This is a genomic window from Paractinoplanes atraurantiacus, assembly GCF_900215205.1.
In the GTDB taxonomy this organism is placed as follows: Bacteria; Actinomycetota; Actinomycetes; order Mycobacteriales; family Micromonosporaceae; genus Actinoplanes; species Actinoplanes atraurantiacus.
Map to the genome: position 1 here is coordinate 172,037 of NZ_OBDY01000008.1, position 16,767 is coordinate 188,803.

8 protein-coding genes are annotated in these 16,767 nt (G+C 66.0%); 7 read left to right on the forward strand and 1 reads right to left on the reverse strand.

Features of this window, described 5'->3' with window-relative positions; translation table 11 throughout:
- The first annotated feature begins 8 nt into the window (after positions 1–8).
- Positions 9–1,145 carry a hypothetical protein gene (locus CRP55_RS20370; protein ID WP_097321698.1) on the forward strand — a complete coding sequence of 379 codons (1,137 nt, stop codon included), beginning with the start codon at positions 9–11 and terminating at the stop codon, positions 1,143–1,145.
- On the opposite strand, the gene CRP55_RS20375 is transcribed toward CRP55_RS20370, so the two are convergent.
- Positions 1,142–1,981, reverse strand: a complete 840-nt coding sequence (locus tag CRP55_RS20375) for an NYN domain-containing protein (RefSeq protein ID WP_218854643.1) — start codon at positions 1,979–1,981, stop codon at positions 1,142–1,144. The genes CRP55_RS20370 and CRP55_RS20375 overlap by 4 nt on opposite strands.
- Positions 1,982–3,700: 1,719 nt before the next feature.
- Here CRP55_RS20375 and hemC point away from each other — a divergent pair.
- The 6 genes from hemC (at position 3,701) to CRP55_RS20405 (ending at position 16,528) form a co-directional block, all read left to right on the forward strand.
- Positions 3,701–4,630: a hydroxymethylbilane synthase gene (hemC, locus tag CRP55_RS20380; RefSeq protein ID WP_097321699.1), complete on the forward strand. Its 930-nt coding sequence runs from the start codon at positions 3,701–3,703 to the stop codon at positions 4,628–4,630.
- Positions 4,631–4,803: 173 nt separating this feature from the next.
- Positions 4,804–6,888, forward strand: a complete 2,085-nt coding sequence (locus CRP55_RS20385) for a transglycosylase domain-containing protein (protein ID WP_245923228.1) — start codon at positions 4,804–4,806, stop codon at positions 6,886–6,888.
- 66 nt (positions 6,889–6,954) lie between these two features.
- Positions 6,955–7,278 carry an STAS domain-containing protein gene (locus CRP55_RS20390; RefSeq protein ID WP_097321700.1) on the forward strand — a complete coding sequence of 108 codons (324 nt, stop codon included), beginning with the start codon at positions 6,955–6,957 and terminating at the stop codon, positions 7,276–7,278.
- An 84-nt stretch (positions 7,279–7,362) separates the two neighbouring features.
- Positions 7,363–8,808: a hypothetical protein gene (locus CRP55_RS53120; RefSeq protein WP_097321701.1), complete on the forward strand. Its 1,446-nt coding sequence runs from the start codon at positions 7,363–7,365 to the stop codon at positions 8,806–8,808.
- 161 nt (positions 8,809–8,969) lie between these two features.
- Positions 8,970–16,013, forward strand: coding sequence for a polymorphic toxin-type HINT domain-containing protein (locus tag CRP55_RS20400; protein WP_097321702.1), 7,044 nt, complete (start codon positions 8,970–8,972; stop codon positions 16,011–16,013).
- 8 nt (positions 16,014–16,021) lie between these two features.
- Positions 16,022–16,528 carry a DUF2247 family protein gene (locus CRP55_RS20405; protein ID WP_097321703.1) on the forward strand — a complete coding sequence of 169 codons (507 nt, stop codon included), beginning with the start codon at positions 16,022–16,024 and terminating at the stop codon, positions 16,526–16,528.
- Positions 16,529–16,767 lie beyond the last annotated feature (239 nt).

Here is a 16,767-nt window from a genome sequence, read left to right on the forward strand (position 1 = left end):
TTCAGTTGATGACTGAGATACATGCTGGCGAGGTTCGTGACGGGGCTTGGGGCAGGTTGTTGGCTACCGCCGACCTTGAGCGGCCAGTGGCCGTCAGCTGGCTTTTTGGGCTTGGATTCAACCGCTCGGCGCCTGAGGACGTGCTTCTCGGGCTGTTGGATTTCGGCGAGACAGGCTTTCTTTACCGGGAAGACCTTCCTGTGGGGGTCATGGATGCTGCGGTCGTCCACGACGCCGCGCCGGTGCGCGCCGCCGCTGCTGAGTCCGGCCGGCTTTCCGCTGAGCAGTGGGACAGGCTGATCGGCGCCACGTCGGATCCGGGGCAACGCGACATGTTCGCGGAGCTGGCGGCGGAGCAGATGGCCGCTCGACGACGCTCCCGCGGTGGCCGTGGGGTTGGCAGTGCTCCGCATCCTGACGCCATGCCGCCTCGGACGCCGGAGGAAATCGAGGCGATGGCGGCCGAGGTTCCGGACATTGAACCGGCCGAAGTCACGACTGCGCTCTGGTGGATCGGCGCCCTCCACGAGAACGTCGACGCCATGCGCCGGCTCGCCGCCTCGCCGAAGCTGCTGGTCCGGCGAAGCGTCGCACGGGCACCGCGCCTGCCCGCCGACGTAGTGGCGACTCTCGCCCATGACGAGGACCGCATCGTGCGGCTCTTCCTGGCCGAGTCATGCGACGACGCTCCGCCGGAGATGCTCCTGGAGGTGGCTGCGTGGTGGGAAGGGAGCCTGTCGTTCCCCGGCCGGCCGCTCACCCATCCCAACTTCCCCCGGGACGGGTTGCTCCGCTATGCGGACGATGCCAACCCTCGTATGCGAATCCTCGCCCTCGCCGACCCGACCTCCACGAGCGCAGTCGCCGAGCAGTTCAGCCACGATCCCGACCCGATCGTGCGCAGAGCCGCCGCCGAGGACCACCGCCTCTCGCCGGAATCGCTGCGACGGCTCGCCGCCGACACCGATCAACGCGTCCGCATGCGAGCCTGGCTCAACCCCTCGATATCGGCGGGCACCTTGATGACACTGCTGCTCAACACGCGCAGTGCGAAACATGCCGCCCGCAATCCCGGCATCCCGATCCCAGTCATGCGCCATATGGCCACAGTCGCGAGGCTCCCCTCCCCAGCGATCAAACCCTAGTCTTCCGATCCGTACGCCTCGTCGAATTGCGCCCAGAACTGCGCCCTGAGCTTGTGCCGGACGGCCTCGTCCAAGTCGATGACACCGAGGCGATCCGATAGATCGGTCAGCAATGCTTTGTCGACGTCTCGGGGAATTGATGGCTTGCCGATCGTGACTGCCGCTAACTCCTCCGCACTGGCGGAGCTGAGGAAAGTCGTCAGAACCCTGCTGGCCACCGACTCGATCTGGTCGGTGACCTCAGCGGCGGCGAGGTCCTTGAGCGTACCGCTGATTTCGGGCTGCCTGCCTTGCGATGCAGCCGCCGGAGACACCTCGACCTTCGCCACCGTACGGTCGATGGTGTCGGGAAAGACGATTTTGAGGCCGTCAGCCGCCCGGACCAGATGCCGGCTGACGCCATGGGGCTTGTCGTCGGCATTAGGAACGGCAAGCAGGAAGACCTGCACACCGTGTAGCTGGGCTTCCTCGACAGCCTCGGTCAGGTCATCGTCGCCGGAGACGAGGATGAAGACTTCGGCGACTCCGTTACGCGCATGTGCGACAAGATCGAGTCCAATGCGCAGATCGACGCCTTTCTGCTGACCTTCCACGCCGAACCGGCCGAGCCGCAACTTGACGTTGGACAGCTCCCCGATCGCCTGCTGTTGTGTGTCAGGTACGCCGTCTCGCGCAGAGTCGTACCAATGCACGCGCAGCACCGGCAGTTCCGACAGCTTCTCGGCCTGATGAACGAGCTCGTCAATCAGCGACTCGTAGTCGACCCGAATCCCGTTACGCAGCGACGTCCCCGTCACCCGGACGGCCGCAGCACTGAGCAGGTAACCGACATCCACATAGAGGGAGCACTTAGGCCTCACCTGCACAGAATGCCACGACTCCGAGACCGAGACCGCCCACCGGAAGCCAACACCGACGACGATGTCCTCAGCGTGGCCAGGACAAGCTCGCCCCGAAAGCCATCGAGGCATCCGTCCACCGGCACGGCGTGCGTCGTCCTGTCTCGGCCTGTTCCACCCGGCGCGACTGCTCGCCACCGCCGCCACGCGGTCGGCGGCATGAGAGCACGCTCGTTAAGTAGCACACAGAACGAGGTCTAGAATGCAACGAAGCATTGCGTCTTTTGGAACTGTGTACTAACACCTACCAGTTTTGAGCACCCTGCCACGATTTATCGAGGTGGCCGTTCGGTCAATCTTCACCGAACCGGCGTGGAAGATCTACGGTGAATAGTGCACCGAAACGCGCGCGCCTTAAGACACATTGCTGCAGGAGCGACTCAGTATTCCACGCTATGATCGCCGGATCTCCAATGAAGCAATCCAAGGCGTTTACCATGAAGTCATCGAGGCGCTTCGTTCCTAGTTCAATCGGCGGGGACCTCCTAGGTCGAGCATATAGCTCGAGTATAGGCTTGGCCCCTACTACCGCGACTGGGTGATTTCCATAGATCCAGACGAATGATGCTGGCGTCACATTCAACATATCCCTGCACTGGGTTGCCAGTAGCTTAGGAGGAGTGGTGAGTGCTACGACGCCGCTTTCGTCCATCAACGCATCCGGACGCCACAGCCAGTGGCTATAATCTTTTGATGCTTGGTTCGGCGGCGCGTATGTGAGCCCAGAGTATCCCGATCTCTTCGCTTGAACGAGAAACCCTTTGCGAACACGAACCTGAGGGGCCACCTCGATATCTAAGACAGCGCATAAATCTGCACCCAGCAGCGACTCCGAAGAATTGGCGCCTGCCGAGTCGAGTACGCGAATCTTAAGATTTACCCCCTCATCCGTGGCTTCCTCAACAAGGGACTCTAGCTGATTTGAGAGAGTCGAAGACATCGCTGGCTCTTCCGAGTCACGGTCGTCTGTAATGCGCCGAAGAAGCCTTTGCTCGGCTCGTGCGACAGACTGGGCTACTGCGGATACAGCGCTACGTGACAACATTTCGCATTTATAGCATTGGAGGAATACTTAGGCAACGCGCATGTCAAACTAAGCTCGAGTCAAGAAGGATTCTTGCCGCAGTAGCTGCCCGCAAGGGTTGAATTCGCCGACGAGATCGAGTGCACTCCTCTCGGCAGATCCGGATACCGTTGCTTGGCACATGTGCTCTCCGTGGTAGGCGATCTCTGCGTGCTGGCGGCGCCTTCGTTGTTGGCACGCCGCTGAGCTGGCGCGCGTCGATGTCGTTGTTGTACCCGGGGGTGTAGGTGGCTCTGGGCCGGAACTCCTACGCCGACAGCAGAGCGGCGATGGTTGCGGCCGGGGTGAGTGAGACGGCGAGGGCACTCAGTACGGGTGGTCTGTTCCCACGGGCGATGATGTCGCGTCCTTCGTCAGGCCAAGTCGATTCTGAGCGGTTGGGCCGGGCAGGTCTGACATCTGGTGGCCGATATCTATGGCGCACCGGCAAGTCTCGATGCCGCGGACGGCAGAGCACGACGGGTGAGGGCGTCGACTCGCCTCAAGGCGCCGCCGTGACGGCGACGTCGACCGTTGCGCTCGTGGCGGCGGGCCGGTCGGGGCTGGGTTGGGTGGGCGATTAGGGTGGATTGATGCCTGCGAAGCAGCTTGTTCGGATTGGTAGTCGGTCGTCGCCTATGGCGTTGGCTCAAGTTGAGCGGGTTCGGGGGGAGCTGGCGGTCAAGCGGCCCGATGTGGTGACTGAGGTTGTGGCGTTCACCACAAGTGGGGATCGGTGGGCGGGGGCTCTGTCCGAGCTTGGCGGCAAGGGGGCGTTCACCAAAGAGATCGATCGGGCTCTGGTGGACGGGCGGATTGATCTGGCGGTGCACTGCATGAAGGACGTGCCGGGGGATCGGCCTGTGCCGGCGGGGACCGTGTTTGCTGCCTATCTCGCTCGGGATGACATTCGGGACGCTTTGGTCAACCCCGTGGGGGTACGCCTGGCCGAGCTGCCCGCGGGGGCGCGGGTCGGGACTTCGGCGGTTCGGCGGGTGGCTCAGCTGGGGCGTGAGTTTCCGCAGGTGGAAGCCGTGCCTCTGCGGGGGAACGCCAACAGCCGGCTGGCCAAGCTCGATGCGGGGGAAGTCGATGCTCTGCTCTTGGCGGTGTCGGGGCTGGAGCGGATCGGGCAGCCGGAGCGGATCACCGAGGTGCTGTCCGTCGACGTGATGTGCCCGCCGATCGGGGCGGGGGTGCTCGGGCTTCAGTGCCGGGCCGATGATGTGGCGACGCTTGAAGCGGCCGGAACGCTGGGGGATCCGGACGTCTGGCGGGAGACCGCGGCCGAGCGGATGCTGCTTCATGTGCTGCAAGGGCACTGCAACAGTCCTATCGCCGGGTACGCGGTCAGTGAGGCGGGCGGGCGGCTGTCGCTGCGCGGGCGGGTCTTCTCGCCGGACGGCAAGCGGGTGCTGGAAGCCTTCGAGACCGACGACGATCCGGTTACTCTGGGTGTTGCTGTGGCGCTGGCGCTGCTCAGGCAAGGGGCTCGTGGGCTGATCGACGGGATCCCGCATTGAGGCGGTCCCGTTCCCAGGCAATGCCAAACAAGATCACGTAGTCTTGCCCCCGCCGTGTTGCGCGGGGGTGGTTCCCTGTGCCGGCGTGTTCGGGGTAATCGTGGAGAAAGGTGGTCTGGAGCTCCGTGTCTGTCGGTAACCGGACGAAAGACCGTAAGTGGCCCAGCAAGGCTGTGCTGTTGATCCTGTGTGGGCTGCTGACCGGCGTGGTGGTGTCGGCCGCCTCGTTCCCGGCGTTCGCGCTCGGTGGGCTGGTGGCCAAGGCGGGGGCGCAGGAGTTCTCGTCGCTGCCGAGCACGCTCGTGCAGCAGTCGACGCCGCAGGTGACGCGGGTCTTCGCCAATGACGGCAAGACGCAGATCGCCGTCCTCTACGACGAGTTCCGCAGCGATGTGCCGATCAGCCAGATCTCGGTGAACATGCAGAACGCCATCGTCGCCGCCGAGGACCACAAGTTCTACGAGCACAACGGCGTCGACCTCAAGGGCATCGCCCGGGCCGCCGTCAACAACAACAACGGTGGGTCCAAGCAGGGCGCCTCGACACTGACCATGCAGTACGTGCGCATGGCGCAGGCGTACGGCGCCAAGACCCCGCAGGAGGCGATCGACGCGACCCGGGACAGCCCGGAGCGCAAGGTCACCGAGATCAAGTACGCGTTGCAGGTCGAGAAGGACCTGGACAAGAAGCAGATCCTCGAGCGCTACCTGAACCTCGCCCCGTTCGGCAACGGCGCCTACGGCGTCTACGCGGGCAGCCGGGTCTACTTCAAGAAGTCGCCCAAGGACCTGACGATCGCCGAGGCCGCGCTGCTGGCCGGCATGGTGAAGGCGCCGACCGCGTTCGACCCGACCACCCCGACCGGCTACCCGCAGGCGCTGGCCCGGCGCAACTACATCATCGACAACATGGTGTCGCTGGGCCAGATCACCAAGGCGCAGGGCGACCAGGCCAAGAAGGTCAAGCTCGGCCGTACGACGAACCGCCCCGGCAACGGCTGCACCTCGGTCGCCAAGAACAACTGGGGCTTCTTCTGCGACTATTTCTACCGCTGGTGGATGGGTCAGTCCGCGTTCGGTGACAACTCGTACGAGCGGGAACGTCAGCTCAAGACCGGTGGCTACCGGATCGTCACGTCGCTCGACATCAAGGCGCAGACCGCCGCCCGTTCCGAGATCAGCAAGAAGATCAAGGACAAGAACAAGAACGCCGTCCTGATCGCGGCGGTCGAGCCCGGCTCGGGCCGGGTCAAGGCGCTGGCCGCCAACCGCTCGTACAAGCTCGACGACGGCACCAACCCGCCCAGCTCGAACCCGCAGGCCCGCAAGGCCGGCGCCCGCGCCACCTATCCGAACACCACCAACCCGATCATCACCGGTGGCGGCGACATCAGCGGCTACCAGGCCGGCTCGGTGTTCAAGATGTTCACCATGGTGGCCGCGCTCGAGAACGGGCTGGAGCTCAGCCACTCGATCACGTCGGACTACTTCTACAAGTCGGGCTACCCGGTCGCCCGCAACTCGCCGGCCGCCTGCCCGGGCACCTCGTTCTACTGCCCGCAGAACGCCTCGAAGAACGAGAAGGGCACGTTCAACATGTGGACCGGCTTCGGCAAGTCGGTAAACACGTACTTCGTGCCGTTGCAGGAGCAGGTCGGCGCCGAGAAGGTCGTCGACGTCTCGAAGCGGTTCGGCCTGCAGTACCGCGGCGGCGACCGCGACCTGATCGCGACCCCCGAGGCGGCGCACCAGTTCGGCGCGTTCACCCTCGGCGTGACCGCGTCGACGCCGCTGGAGATCGCCAACGCGTACGCCACGCTGGCCGGCGACGGCATGTACTGCGCGCCGACGCCGATCAAGCAGATCTACGCGGCCAACGGCTCGAAGGTCAACGCCGGCCAGCCCGCCTGCAAGCGGGCCACCAGCGCCGACGTGGCCCGCAAGGCGCTCGACGCGGCCCGCTGCCCGGTCGGCGACCACGCGCAGCTCGGCAACTGCGCCGGCGCGACCGAGGCGAACGCGTACCGCACGATCGGTCATCCGATCTTCGGTAAGACCGGCACCACCGACAACGACAAGACGGCGTCGCTGGTCGTCGGCTCGCGCAACCTGGTGGTGGCCGGCTACATGGTCAACCCGGACTGGGCCAACCACACCGACCGGATGCCGCACAGCATCGTCAACCCGGTCGTCTACCGCACCCTGGCCGACTACATGGACGGCCAGGAGCAGGTCGAGTTCAAGAAACCGGGGGAGTAGCGGTTTGCGCCGCGCGTACCGGGGGTATCGCGCGGCGACCGACCGCACAGACCGACAGGGGCCGAGATGTCGTTGCAGTACCGGATCGAACGCGACGCGAGCACCGTCACGGTGGCGCCCGAGGGGGACGTCAGCCTGGAGACGGTCGACGTGCTGCGCGAGGTGCTCCGCAGCACCGTCGACGCGCCCAACACCGACCGCATCGACGTGGACATGAGCGGGGTGACCTTCCTCGACTCCAGCGGCATCGGCGTGCTGGTGGCCGCCCAGCGGGCGGCCGCCGGCCGCGGCATCTCGCTGATGTTGCGGGAGCCGACGGCCATGGTCCGCATGGTCCTGCAGATCTCGAACCTCGAGGAGATCCTCGTCCGGGAGACCGTGGACGACTGACCGGCGCCCTCCTTCATGATCGGCGGCACGGCGGGGCTCTGTACGCTGGCCCGGCATTGATCGTGATCTTGGGGGACTGTTCTGATGCCGGAGATTCGGCCAGCCACGTTCGAGACGGTGCCGGAGTTCGTTCCGGCCGAACGGCCGAAGCGGCGGTGGCTCGTGCCGGCGGCCGTCGCGGTGGTGGCGGTCGTCGTGGCCGGGGTGGTCGTGGTGTCGCGGCCCGGGGATGCGGCGCCGGAGGCGGTCACGGCAGCCGTCTCCCCGTCGTTCGTGAATGACAGCGACCGCCGGTCCCGGCTGATCGACGAGCTGCTCGCGCGACGGGTGGCGGCGTTCAAGGCCGGGGATCTGAAGGCGTGGCTGGCCGACATCGACCCGGCCGCGGCCAAGGCGATCGCCTTCGAGACCAAGCGGTTCGCCAACCTGCGGCAGTTCCGCTTCACCTCGTTCGACCTGTCGGCGAGCAACGTCACGGCCACGGCCGTCTTCGACGAGAAGCCGGACGTCATCATCGACCAGATCTCGCGGCTCACCGCCGACGTCGACCGGTCGGTCATCCCGTACAACTGGAAGCTCGAGTTCACCGGTGACACGGTCCGGATCACCGACGTCGCGCCGAGTTACCACCAGGCGTACGAGAATCCGTTGCTGTTTCCGCCGTTCGACGACGTGCCGCTGAAGAGCGCGTCGGCCGGCGGCATCACGATCGCCGCCGCGGTGGGCAGCAAGTCGAACCCGCAGGCGTTCCTCCCGGCGGCGCAGAGGGCGGCGAAACTCGTGCGGTCGTTGTGGGGCTCACGCCCGTACGCCACCCCCGGTTTTGTGATTTTCCTGGGTGACCACAAGCAGTTCCTGAAGTGGTACGACAACAACGCGGGCCGTCAGGGCGCCGTCGGCGTCACCGTCTTTCCTCGGCCGGCCGACGAGGAGGGCACCGAGCAGTTCGACCGTCCTAACCCGACGGTGATGCACAAGCCGAACGAGCCGTCGTGGATCCGGCGCGGCGCCGGCTCGCGGATCGTGCTCGACGTGTCGCAGTTCACCAGCGCCCGGCAGGCCGAGAGCGTCATGGTGCACGAGATGGCCCACGCCATCGCCCCGCACCTGATCCAGTCCAAGGCCGGCGGCTACGGTCCCAAGGCCACCAACGTGCAGGCCACCTGGCCGATCGAGGGCTTCGCCCGGTGGGTCGAGTTCCTCGGCACGCCCGGCTACGCCCAGTCCGCGATGCGCACCGTCCGGGCCGGCCGCGCCTACCGCCCGGCGGGCCCGTTCCCTCCGAGCGAGGGCTTCTACGCGGCCGACGCCAAGCGGCAGAGCTACAACTACAACCTCAGCTCGAGCATGTTCCTGGCCGCGGAACAGGCCGGTGGCCGCCAGAAGGCCGTGGACCTCTACGTCTGCCTGAGCAACCAGATGGAGTACCAGGCCGACACTGAGATGTTCATCAATACGTGCATCTCGGGCGTTGGCCTCAACCCGTCCACGGTGTGGACCGCGCAGCGTCGTCTGGCCGGAAGTCAATAGCAATAGTGGCGTCCGTCGATCATTGTGACAAAGTTCATCGATATAGACCGGCGTCTCCTCGTTTCGTACTCTGATCCGCCTGGGGCTTGATCACCCGGTGTGGCGCTGGCCGCACCGGGCGTACGCCTGCGCTCCGGCGTGGGCACGGGGAAGGACGCTGGATGCTGCCCAAAAACAAATGGGCCCCGAGGCTGGTGGCGCGATGGCGCCGCCTGGCCGTGGTGGGCATGGTCGCGGTGGCGGGCCCGGCCCTGATCGGTTTGACACCGGTCGCGGCGGCCGCGGATCCGAAGAAGCCGGACTTTCCCGAGCCGCAGAAGATCGAGCGGGTCGAGCTGGGCAAGAGCAAGGTCCAGCGGCGCGACGTTCCGAAGAAGACATACGCGAAGTTCGACGCCTCCACGAACGCCGCGCTGCCGGCCGCGCAGGACACGACGGTCAAGCTGACGGGCCGGGCGAAGGTCCGGGCGGGCTCGTCGCCGGTGTCGGTGAGCAGCGCCGCGGCCACCCAGGTGCGGGTGACGACGGCCGACCAGAAGGCGGCCCGGGCGGCCGGCGTCAACGGCTTGATGTTCACCTTGCGCGACGCGGCGGGGCCGGTCGACGTGACCGTCGACCCGTCGACGTTCCGCAACGCCTACGGCGGCAACTACGCGTCCCGCCTGCGCCTGGTCCAGCTGCCGGCGTGCGCGTTGACCACCCCCCAGCTCGAGCAGTGCCGCACGCAGACGCCGCTCGCGGCGGCGAAGGCCGGCGAGCTGTCGGCCACGGTCGCTTCCGGATCGATGGTGCTGGCCGCCGCGGCGGGTGCTTCCGGCGCGACCGGCGACTACAAGGCGACGTCCTTGTCGCCGGGCGGCTCCTGGTCGACCAGCGGCAACACCGGCTCGTTCGTGTATAACTACGCGATCGCGACGCCGCCGGCGATCGGTGGCGAGGCGCCCGCCGTCAGTCTTTCGTACAGCTCAGGGTCGCAGGATTCCCGGACGTCGGGCACGAACAACCAGTCCTCGTGGGTGGGTGACGGCTGGTCGACGCCGGAAAGCTACATCGAGCGCACCTACAAGTCGTGTGACGACATCGACGGATCGGGTGCGCCGGAGGGTTCGGGCGACGCGTGCTGGGCCGGCGAGATTCTGACGCTGTCGCTCAACGGAAGCTCCACGCCGATCGTCTACGACGACAAGACGAAGACCTTCCGCTCGGCGCACGACGCGGCGACCACCAAGATCGACCGGCTGACCAACACCACGAACTACACGAAGAACAACGAGTACTTCCGGGTCGTCGAGAACGGGGTGCAGTACTACTTCGGTCTCAACCGCCTGCCGGGCTGGACCGCCGGGCAGGACGAGACCAAGTCGGTGCAGCGGCAGCCGATCTACAAGGCGCATGGCGGGGTGGCGGACTGCCCGGACGGCTCGTTCGCGGCGACGTCGTGCACGTTGGGCTACCGGTTCAACCTGGACTACGTCGTCGACCGCAACGGCAACGCGCGGGCGTACTACTACGACCAGGAACTCGGCCACTACGGCGCGAACATGAAGGACACCCCGGTCGAGTACGTGCGCGGCAGCACCCTTCAGCGCATCGACTACGGCCTGCGCCCGACGACGATCTTCGCGGCGAACCCGCCGGCGCAGGTCGTGTTCACCACCGCCGAGCGGTGCATCGTGGGCGAGCCGGCCGGCAACAACTGCGATCAGTTCACCGTCTCGCACCCCGAGTACTGGCCGGACGTGCCGATCGACCTCAGCTGCGGCAGCACGGGAACCTGCACCAACCACGCGCCGAGCTTCTGGTCGCGTAAACGGCTGACGGCGATCGTGTCGCAGGCTCTGGTCGGCGGCGCCATGAAGCAGATGGACCGTTACGACCTGAACCAGACCTTCCCGACCGGTGGCGACCACGCGCCGACGCTGTGGTTGGAATCGATCAAGCACACCGGCGTCGACCGGCAGGGTGGGGCGGCCGCCGACGCCGACGGCGGCACGGTGACGTTCTACCCGAAGCAGCTGCGCAACCGGGTGGGCACGCTGCCGGGCCTGGAGGCGCTGTACTTCAACCGGGTCGGCACCATCGTGTCGGAGACCGGCGCCGAAACGATCGTCACCTACAGCACGCCGAACTGTGCCGGGGTGCCGGCCAGCGACCTGAACGACGACAAGGACACCGCGGCGCAGGCGTACGCGGCGTCCAACAAGACCGGCTGCTTCCCGGTCTACTGGACGCCCGAGGCTCAGCCGCGCCCGCTGATCGACTGGTTCTACACCCACCCGGTCACGGCGGTGGAGACCATCGACAACTACAACCACTACCAGGACGGCACCCAGCCGAAGACGCTCACCCAGTACTCGTACGGGGGCGACATCGGATGGCGCTACGACGACAACGAGGTGGTGAAGAAGGAGAACCGCACCTGGGGCCAGTTCCGCGGCTACTCCGAGGTGGAGGTCACCACCGGCAACACGTCGGTGTTCCACTACACCAACAAGAACCAGGTCTACGACCAGAAGACGAAATCGAAGAACTACTACTTCCTCGGCATGAAGGGTGACCGGACGCCGAGCGGCGGCACCCGCCTGGTCCCGGACCTCACCAGCACCGACGGGACGATCTCGGCGCCGGACTCGCCCGAGTTCGCCGGCCAGGTCTTCGAAGCCGTCACCTACACCGGCCTCAACGGCACGCCGGACTCGTCGACGGTCACTGTGCCGAAGGCGATCGGCCCGACCGCGACGCGCGCTCGCGACGGGTTGCCCGCCCTCGAGGCGTACATGGTCGGCACGTCGCGGAAGGTGGCCCGCCAGAAGGTCTCCTACGGCTGGCGGAAGACCGAGAGCCTCACCTTCTTCAACACGACGCTGGGCCAGAGCACCACCGGCATGCCGGTGCAGACGGCCGACCGTGGTGAGGTCGGCGCCGCCGGCAACGTCAGCAAGTGCGGGTTCATCCGCTACCTCGACGGGTCGGTCGCGCTGCCCGGCGGTGGCACCGCGCCGTTCGTGGTGCCGGCCGAGGCCATCACCACGACGCAGGACTGTGCAGCGGCCGGTGCGACCCCGTCCGGGACGTTGCTGTCCGACGTGCGGACGTCGTACGACGGGAAGGCCTTCGCCTACAACGGTGACGGACAGACCAGCCCCGCACGCCCGACGGCGGGCAACCCCACGCTCCTGCAGACCGCCTCGGCCACCAGCGGAGTGAAGGTCAGCGCCTGGCTCGACTCGACCGCTACCACGTACGACAGCTACGGCCGGACGCGGACGACGACCCAGACGCCGAAGTCGGACGGGTTGGCGCAGACCGTCTACACGAAGTACAGCCCGGACAGCGGTGCGCTGCCGACCAAGGTCACCACGATCACCCAGGCCGCGGCGGACTTCGACTGCTCGACCGCGACCGAGTCGAGCACGAACTGCCATGTCGGCACCCTGACGAACAACCCGCTGCGCCAGCTGCCGATCACCTCGATCGGCATCGACGGCGCCCTCACCTCGTCCGAATACGACGCGCTGGGCCGGATGACGAAGGCCTGGCTGCCGAACAAGAGCAAAGCGGCCGGGGCTCCCGCCAACCAGATGTTCGAGTACAGGCTGCGCTCCGACGGCCCGAACGTGGTCACCACGAAAACGCTGGCCGACAGCGACGCTGTGAACGCACCGACGACCTACGTCGTCAACAAGGTGCTGCACGACGCGATGCTCCGCCCGCTGGAGACCCAGACCACCGGCGAGAACGGCAGCACGGTCGTCTCCGACGTCCAGTACGACTCGCACGGCCGGACTGTCATCACCAACAACGCGTACGCCGTCTCCGGCAACCCGGGTGACACGCTTGTCTCCGACCGGTTGTCGCAGGTCACGATCCCGTCGACGACGGTCACCGACCACGATGGCATGGGCCGGGTGACCCAGACGACCACCGAGCACAACGGCGTCGAGACCTGGCACACCCGCAACGCATACACCGGCGACAAGGTCACCACGATTCCGCCGACCGGCGGCATCGCAACGACCAGCATCACCAACGCCCGCGGCCAGCTCACCGAGCTCCAGCAGCACACGACGGCCCCGACGCTGTCCGGTAGCCTCACCGGCGGCTTCACCGCCTCCGGTGGAACGGCCAACAGCATCACGTACGCCTACACCGCCGCGGGCAAGCAATCCACGATCACGGGGCCGGACAAGTCCGTCTGGACCTACACGTACGACCTGTTGGGCCGGCAGACGCGCAAGACGGATCCGGACACCGGCATCAGCGCCGCGGGTTATGACGACGCGAACAACACGACCTGGACCAAGGACGCGCGCGGCGTCCAGATCAACTACACCTACGACCTGCTCGGCCGCAAACTGACTGCGACCAAGGACAGCACTGACTTCGAGCTGGCCTCCTGGACGTACGACACCCTGCGGCTCGGCAAACCGACCTCTTCCACCCGCAACGTTCCCGACGTCGTCGGCGGTTACACGGTCGAGGTCACCGGATATTCCACGCTGGGCAATCCGCTAGGCCAGACGGTGACTCTGCCGTCCGCCGAGAAGCCGCTGCCGGTGTCGTACACGACGAAATTCGCCTACACCCCGAATACCGAGCTGCTCGCCCAGCAGACCGATCCGGCAGTCGGCGGGCTGCCCGAGGAGACGATCGACTACAGCCACAACCTGCTCGGCGCGCCGACCAAGACCACCGGCATCGGGTCCTACATCGCGGGCACCATTTACACCGACTTCGGCCAGCCCAGCAAGGTAACCCTGGGCCCGTCCAGCAACCAGGCCGAGGTCCTCTACAGCTACGACGAATTCACCCTGCGCCGTACCGGCCGGCAGGTCTCCCGGGTGCAGGGGATCGGCCCGCTGGTGGACGAGACCAACTACAGCTACGACGACGCCGGCAACCCGTTGTCGGTGACGAACAAGCAATCCGAGAGCGGCAACGTCGTCACCGACACCCAGTGCTACCGGTACGACAGCCTGGCCCGGCTCGCCGACGCGTGGACCGCGTCCGGCGCCTGCCCGGCCGAGACCGTGGCCAAGCCGGCCGCGGGCGGGGTGGCGACCGGCGCCGGCTCGTACTGGCAGTCGTTCACCTACGACGCGATCGGCAGCCGTACTCAGCTGCTGGATCACGCCACCGGGAGCGGCACCAGCGACGTCACGACGAAGTACACGCTCGGCTGCTCGGCCAACTGCAACCGCACAGGCACCCAGCCGCACACGCTGACCGCCACGAGCCTCAACGCCGACCCGACGACCCTCGTCTACGACGTGGCCGGCAACCTGCTCAGCCGCACGGCGACGAGCGGCAAGAACCAGACGCTGAAGTGGGACGACGAGGGGCGCCTGGCCGAGGTCACGACGAACTCGGGCACGACGAAGTACCTCTACGACGCGGACGGCAACCAGCTGATCCGCCGGGACCCGGGCCGCACCAGCCTGTTCGCCGGCGACACCGAGGTGGTCATCAACACCGCCGCCGATCCGGTGGTCTCGCTGGGAGCGGTCCGCACCTACAGCCACGGTGGCGGCGGTGGCGCGGTGGCGATCCGCTCGACTCTCCCGGGCGGCGGCACCCACTACATGATCAGCGACACCCACGACAGCGCCACACTGTCGATGGACACCACGACCCAGGCGATTTCGCGCCAGCAGTTCAAGCCGTACGGCGAGGACCGAGCCAGCGCCAACACCACGGGCTGGCCGGACATGACCCGCGGCTATCTCGGAGCACCGAAGAACCTGGACACCGGATACACCGACACCGGCGCCCGCAAGTACGACCCGGTGCTGGGCCGATTCATCAGCCCGGACCCGCTGCTGGTCACCACGGATCCCGCCCAGCTCGGCGGCTACACGTACGCCGGCGACAATCCGATCACCCATGCCGATCCGTCCGGCCTACGGGTCGACGGCAATGTGCCCGGCTGCGAGAGGAACAACGGCGGCACCTGCGGCACCCCGCTCGACAAGCGCCCGGTCCAGAAGGACGACCCGTACGAGAAGGACGCGGTGCCTGTCTCCGGCACCGGAAACTACGGCGAGGTCTCGGTCGGCGGCGTCACCGTGACCGCCAACGAGGTCGAAGACCCGTGGAAGTTCGGCCTGATGGTCAACGAGCAGTACCACAAGTGGGTCAACGACACCGGCGTCCAGCCTGGCGGCACGGACGAGATGAAGCTGCTGCTGCTCATGGTCCAGGTCTGCAAGCAGGGCACCTTCTGCGAGCAGTGGTACACGAACGAACTGAGCGGCATGCACGCCGAGACGGTCACTTGGTACAACGGCTGCCAGGGCAAGTGCTTCGAGAAGTACAAGTTCACGGTCTCCTGGATCCAGGGCATGATCATGGACGCCGCCGGCCCCAGCATGCGTCTCGGCAAGGGCAGACGCTCCGGCGGCGCCCACGCCGACGGTGGTGAAGCACCCGGCTTCGGCGTCGGTGTCTGCAAAATCGGCGACCCTAACAGTTTCTCCCCTGACACTCGCGTCCTCATGGCCGACGGCTCAACCAAAGCGATCGCAGAGGTCAAAGTCGGTGACAAAGTCCTGGCCACGGACACCGAGACTGGCCGGACCGGACCGCAGGCCGTAACGGCTCTGCACGTTAACATCGATACTGACCTCGCCGATTTGACCGTCGCGGCAGGAGATCAGAAGGCTGTCATTAACACCACCCGGGACCATCCGTTCTGGAATCCCGAGCGTGGCGAATGGGTGAACCCCCTAGTCATGGCTCCTGGTGATGACCTTGCGACCATGGCGCCGTTGACGGCCCCTGAGGTGAATGCGGTTCGGCTTTTCACCGGTCAGCGGGCTATGTACAACCTCACGGTCGCCAGCATTCACACGTACTATGTGCTTGCGGGGAGCGCGCCCGTTCTTGTGCACAACGCTTGCGCAAAGCCGGTGTGGGCGCATCACATTCCTACTCCGGCCGAGGCTCAAGAGATAATTCAGAATGCCGAACGCGGCAGTTCGGCGGCGCGCAAGAGCGACCCCTACCACTCGGCGCCGATATGGATGCAAGATCAGATTGCGGAGCACGGAACGGTTTGGCGGCAGAACGGAAGAGATCGTAAGAACCCCGATACGGTAATGCATGTCACCGTTCCCGGCGAGGTCAACGGAAGGTCCGGCAACTTCCACTGGATCGTCGATCCGCGCGGAACGTTGATTCACGAGCAGTTCGAGCCGTCCAGGTAGGTGAGAAAATGCGTGAACTGTCGCTGCGCATAGATTCCGGCGAGCTACTCGATTTCGGCTATCCGTTGCCGGGAGAGCTGTCCTGGGGCTATCGGAATCAATGGATCGATCGGGCGGCTCTGATAAGCGTCGTTGACGGATTGAACGCGGCCGGTGTCCCGCTGTCCGAGCCTGAGGACGGTATGTCGGTTCTCCTGAGGGATGATCACGACCGCATCGACGACCTCGCGGAACGTCTCGTGCCTCTTGAAGGCGAGGCATCGGCGAAAATCTGGTGCTTTTACGTGGCGCGCCATCTCGACGATTCTGTGAAAGATCTGAGCGTCATGTTCGAGCTGTTGGACGTTGCCTGGGCTGATTTGGGCTACCCGGACGAACTTCGGTCAGTCCTCTTTCCTCGGGAGTTCAAACCCGCGCACCTGTACATAGACTTGGGCCGGGAAGCACTGGATCTCTTCTTGAATGAATGGAAGAGAACCCTCTCCTCTCGCGATCCCGAGGAACGACTTCGCTGACGGCAATTCTCATAAAACGTTGATGAATGCGCTCCGTGCCTCGGGTCGAGGCATGAAGGTTCATACCGTGCTTCCATAGAAAGGCCCTCCGACATGTCCTCACGTTTGTTGCGTGGGCGAAGGTTGTCCGCGTCATCCGCGGTGGCCGCGCTGCTCACCCTAGGGGCGATGGGGGTGCCCGCGCCCGCTCAGGCGCGCACCCCTCCCCCCGTGACACCTACCCCTACCTCAGCAGCCGC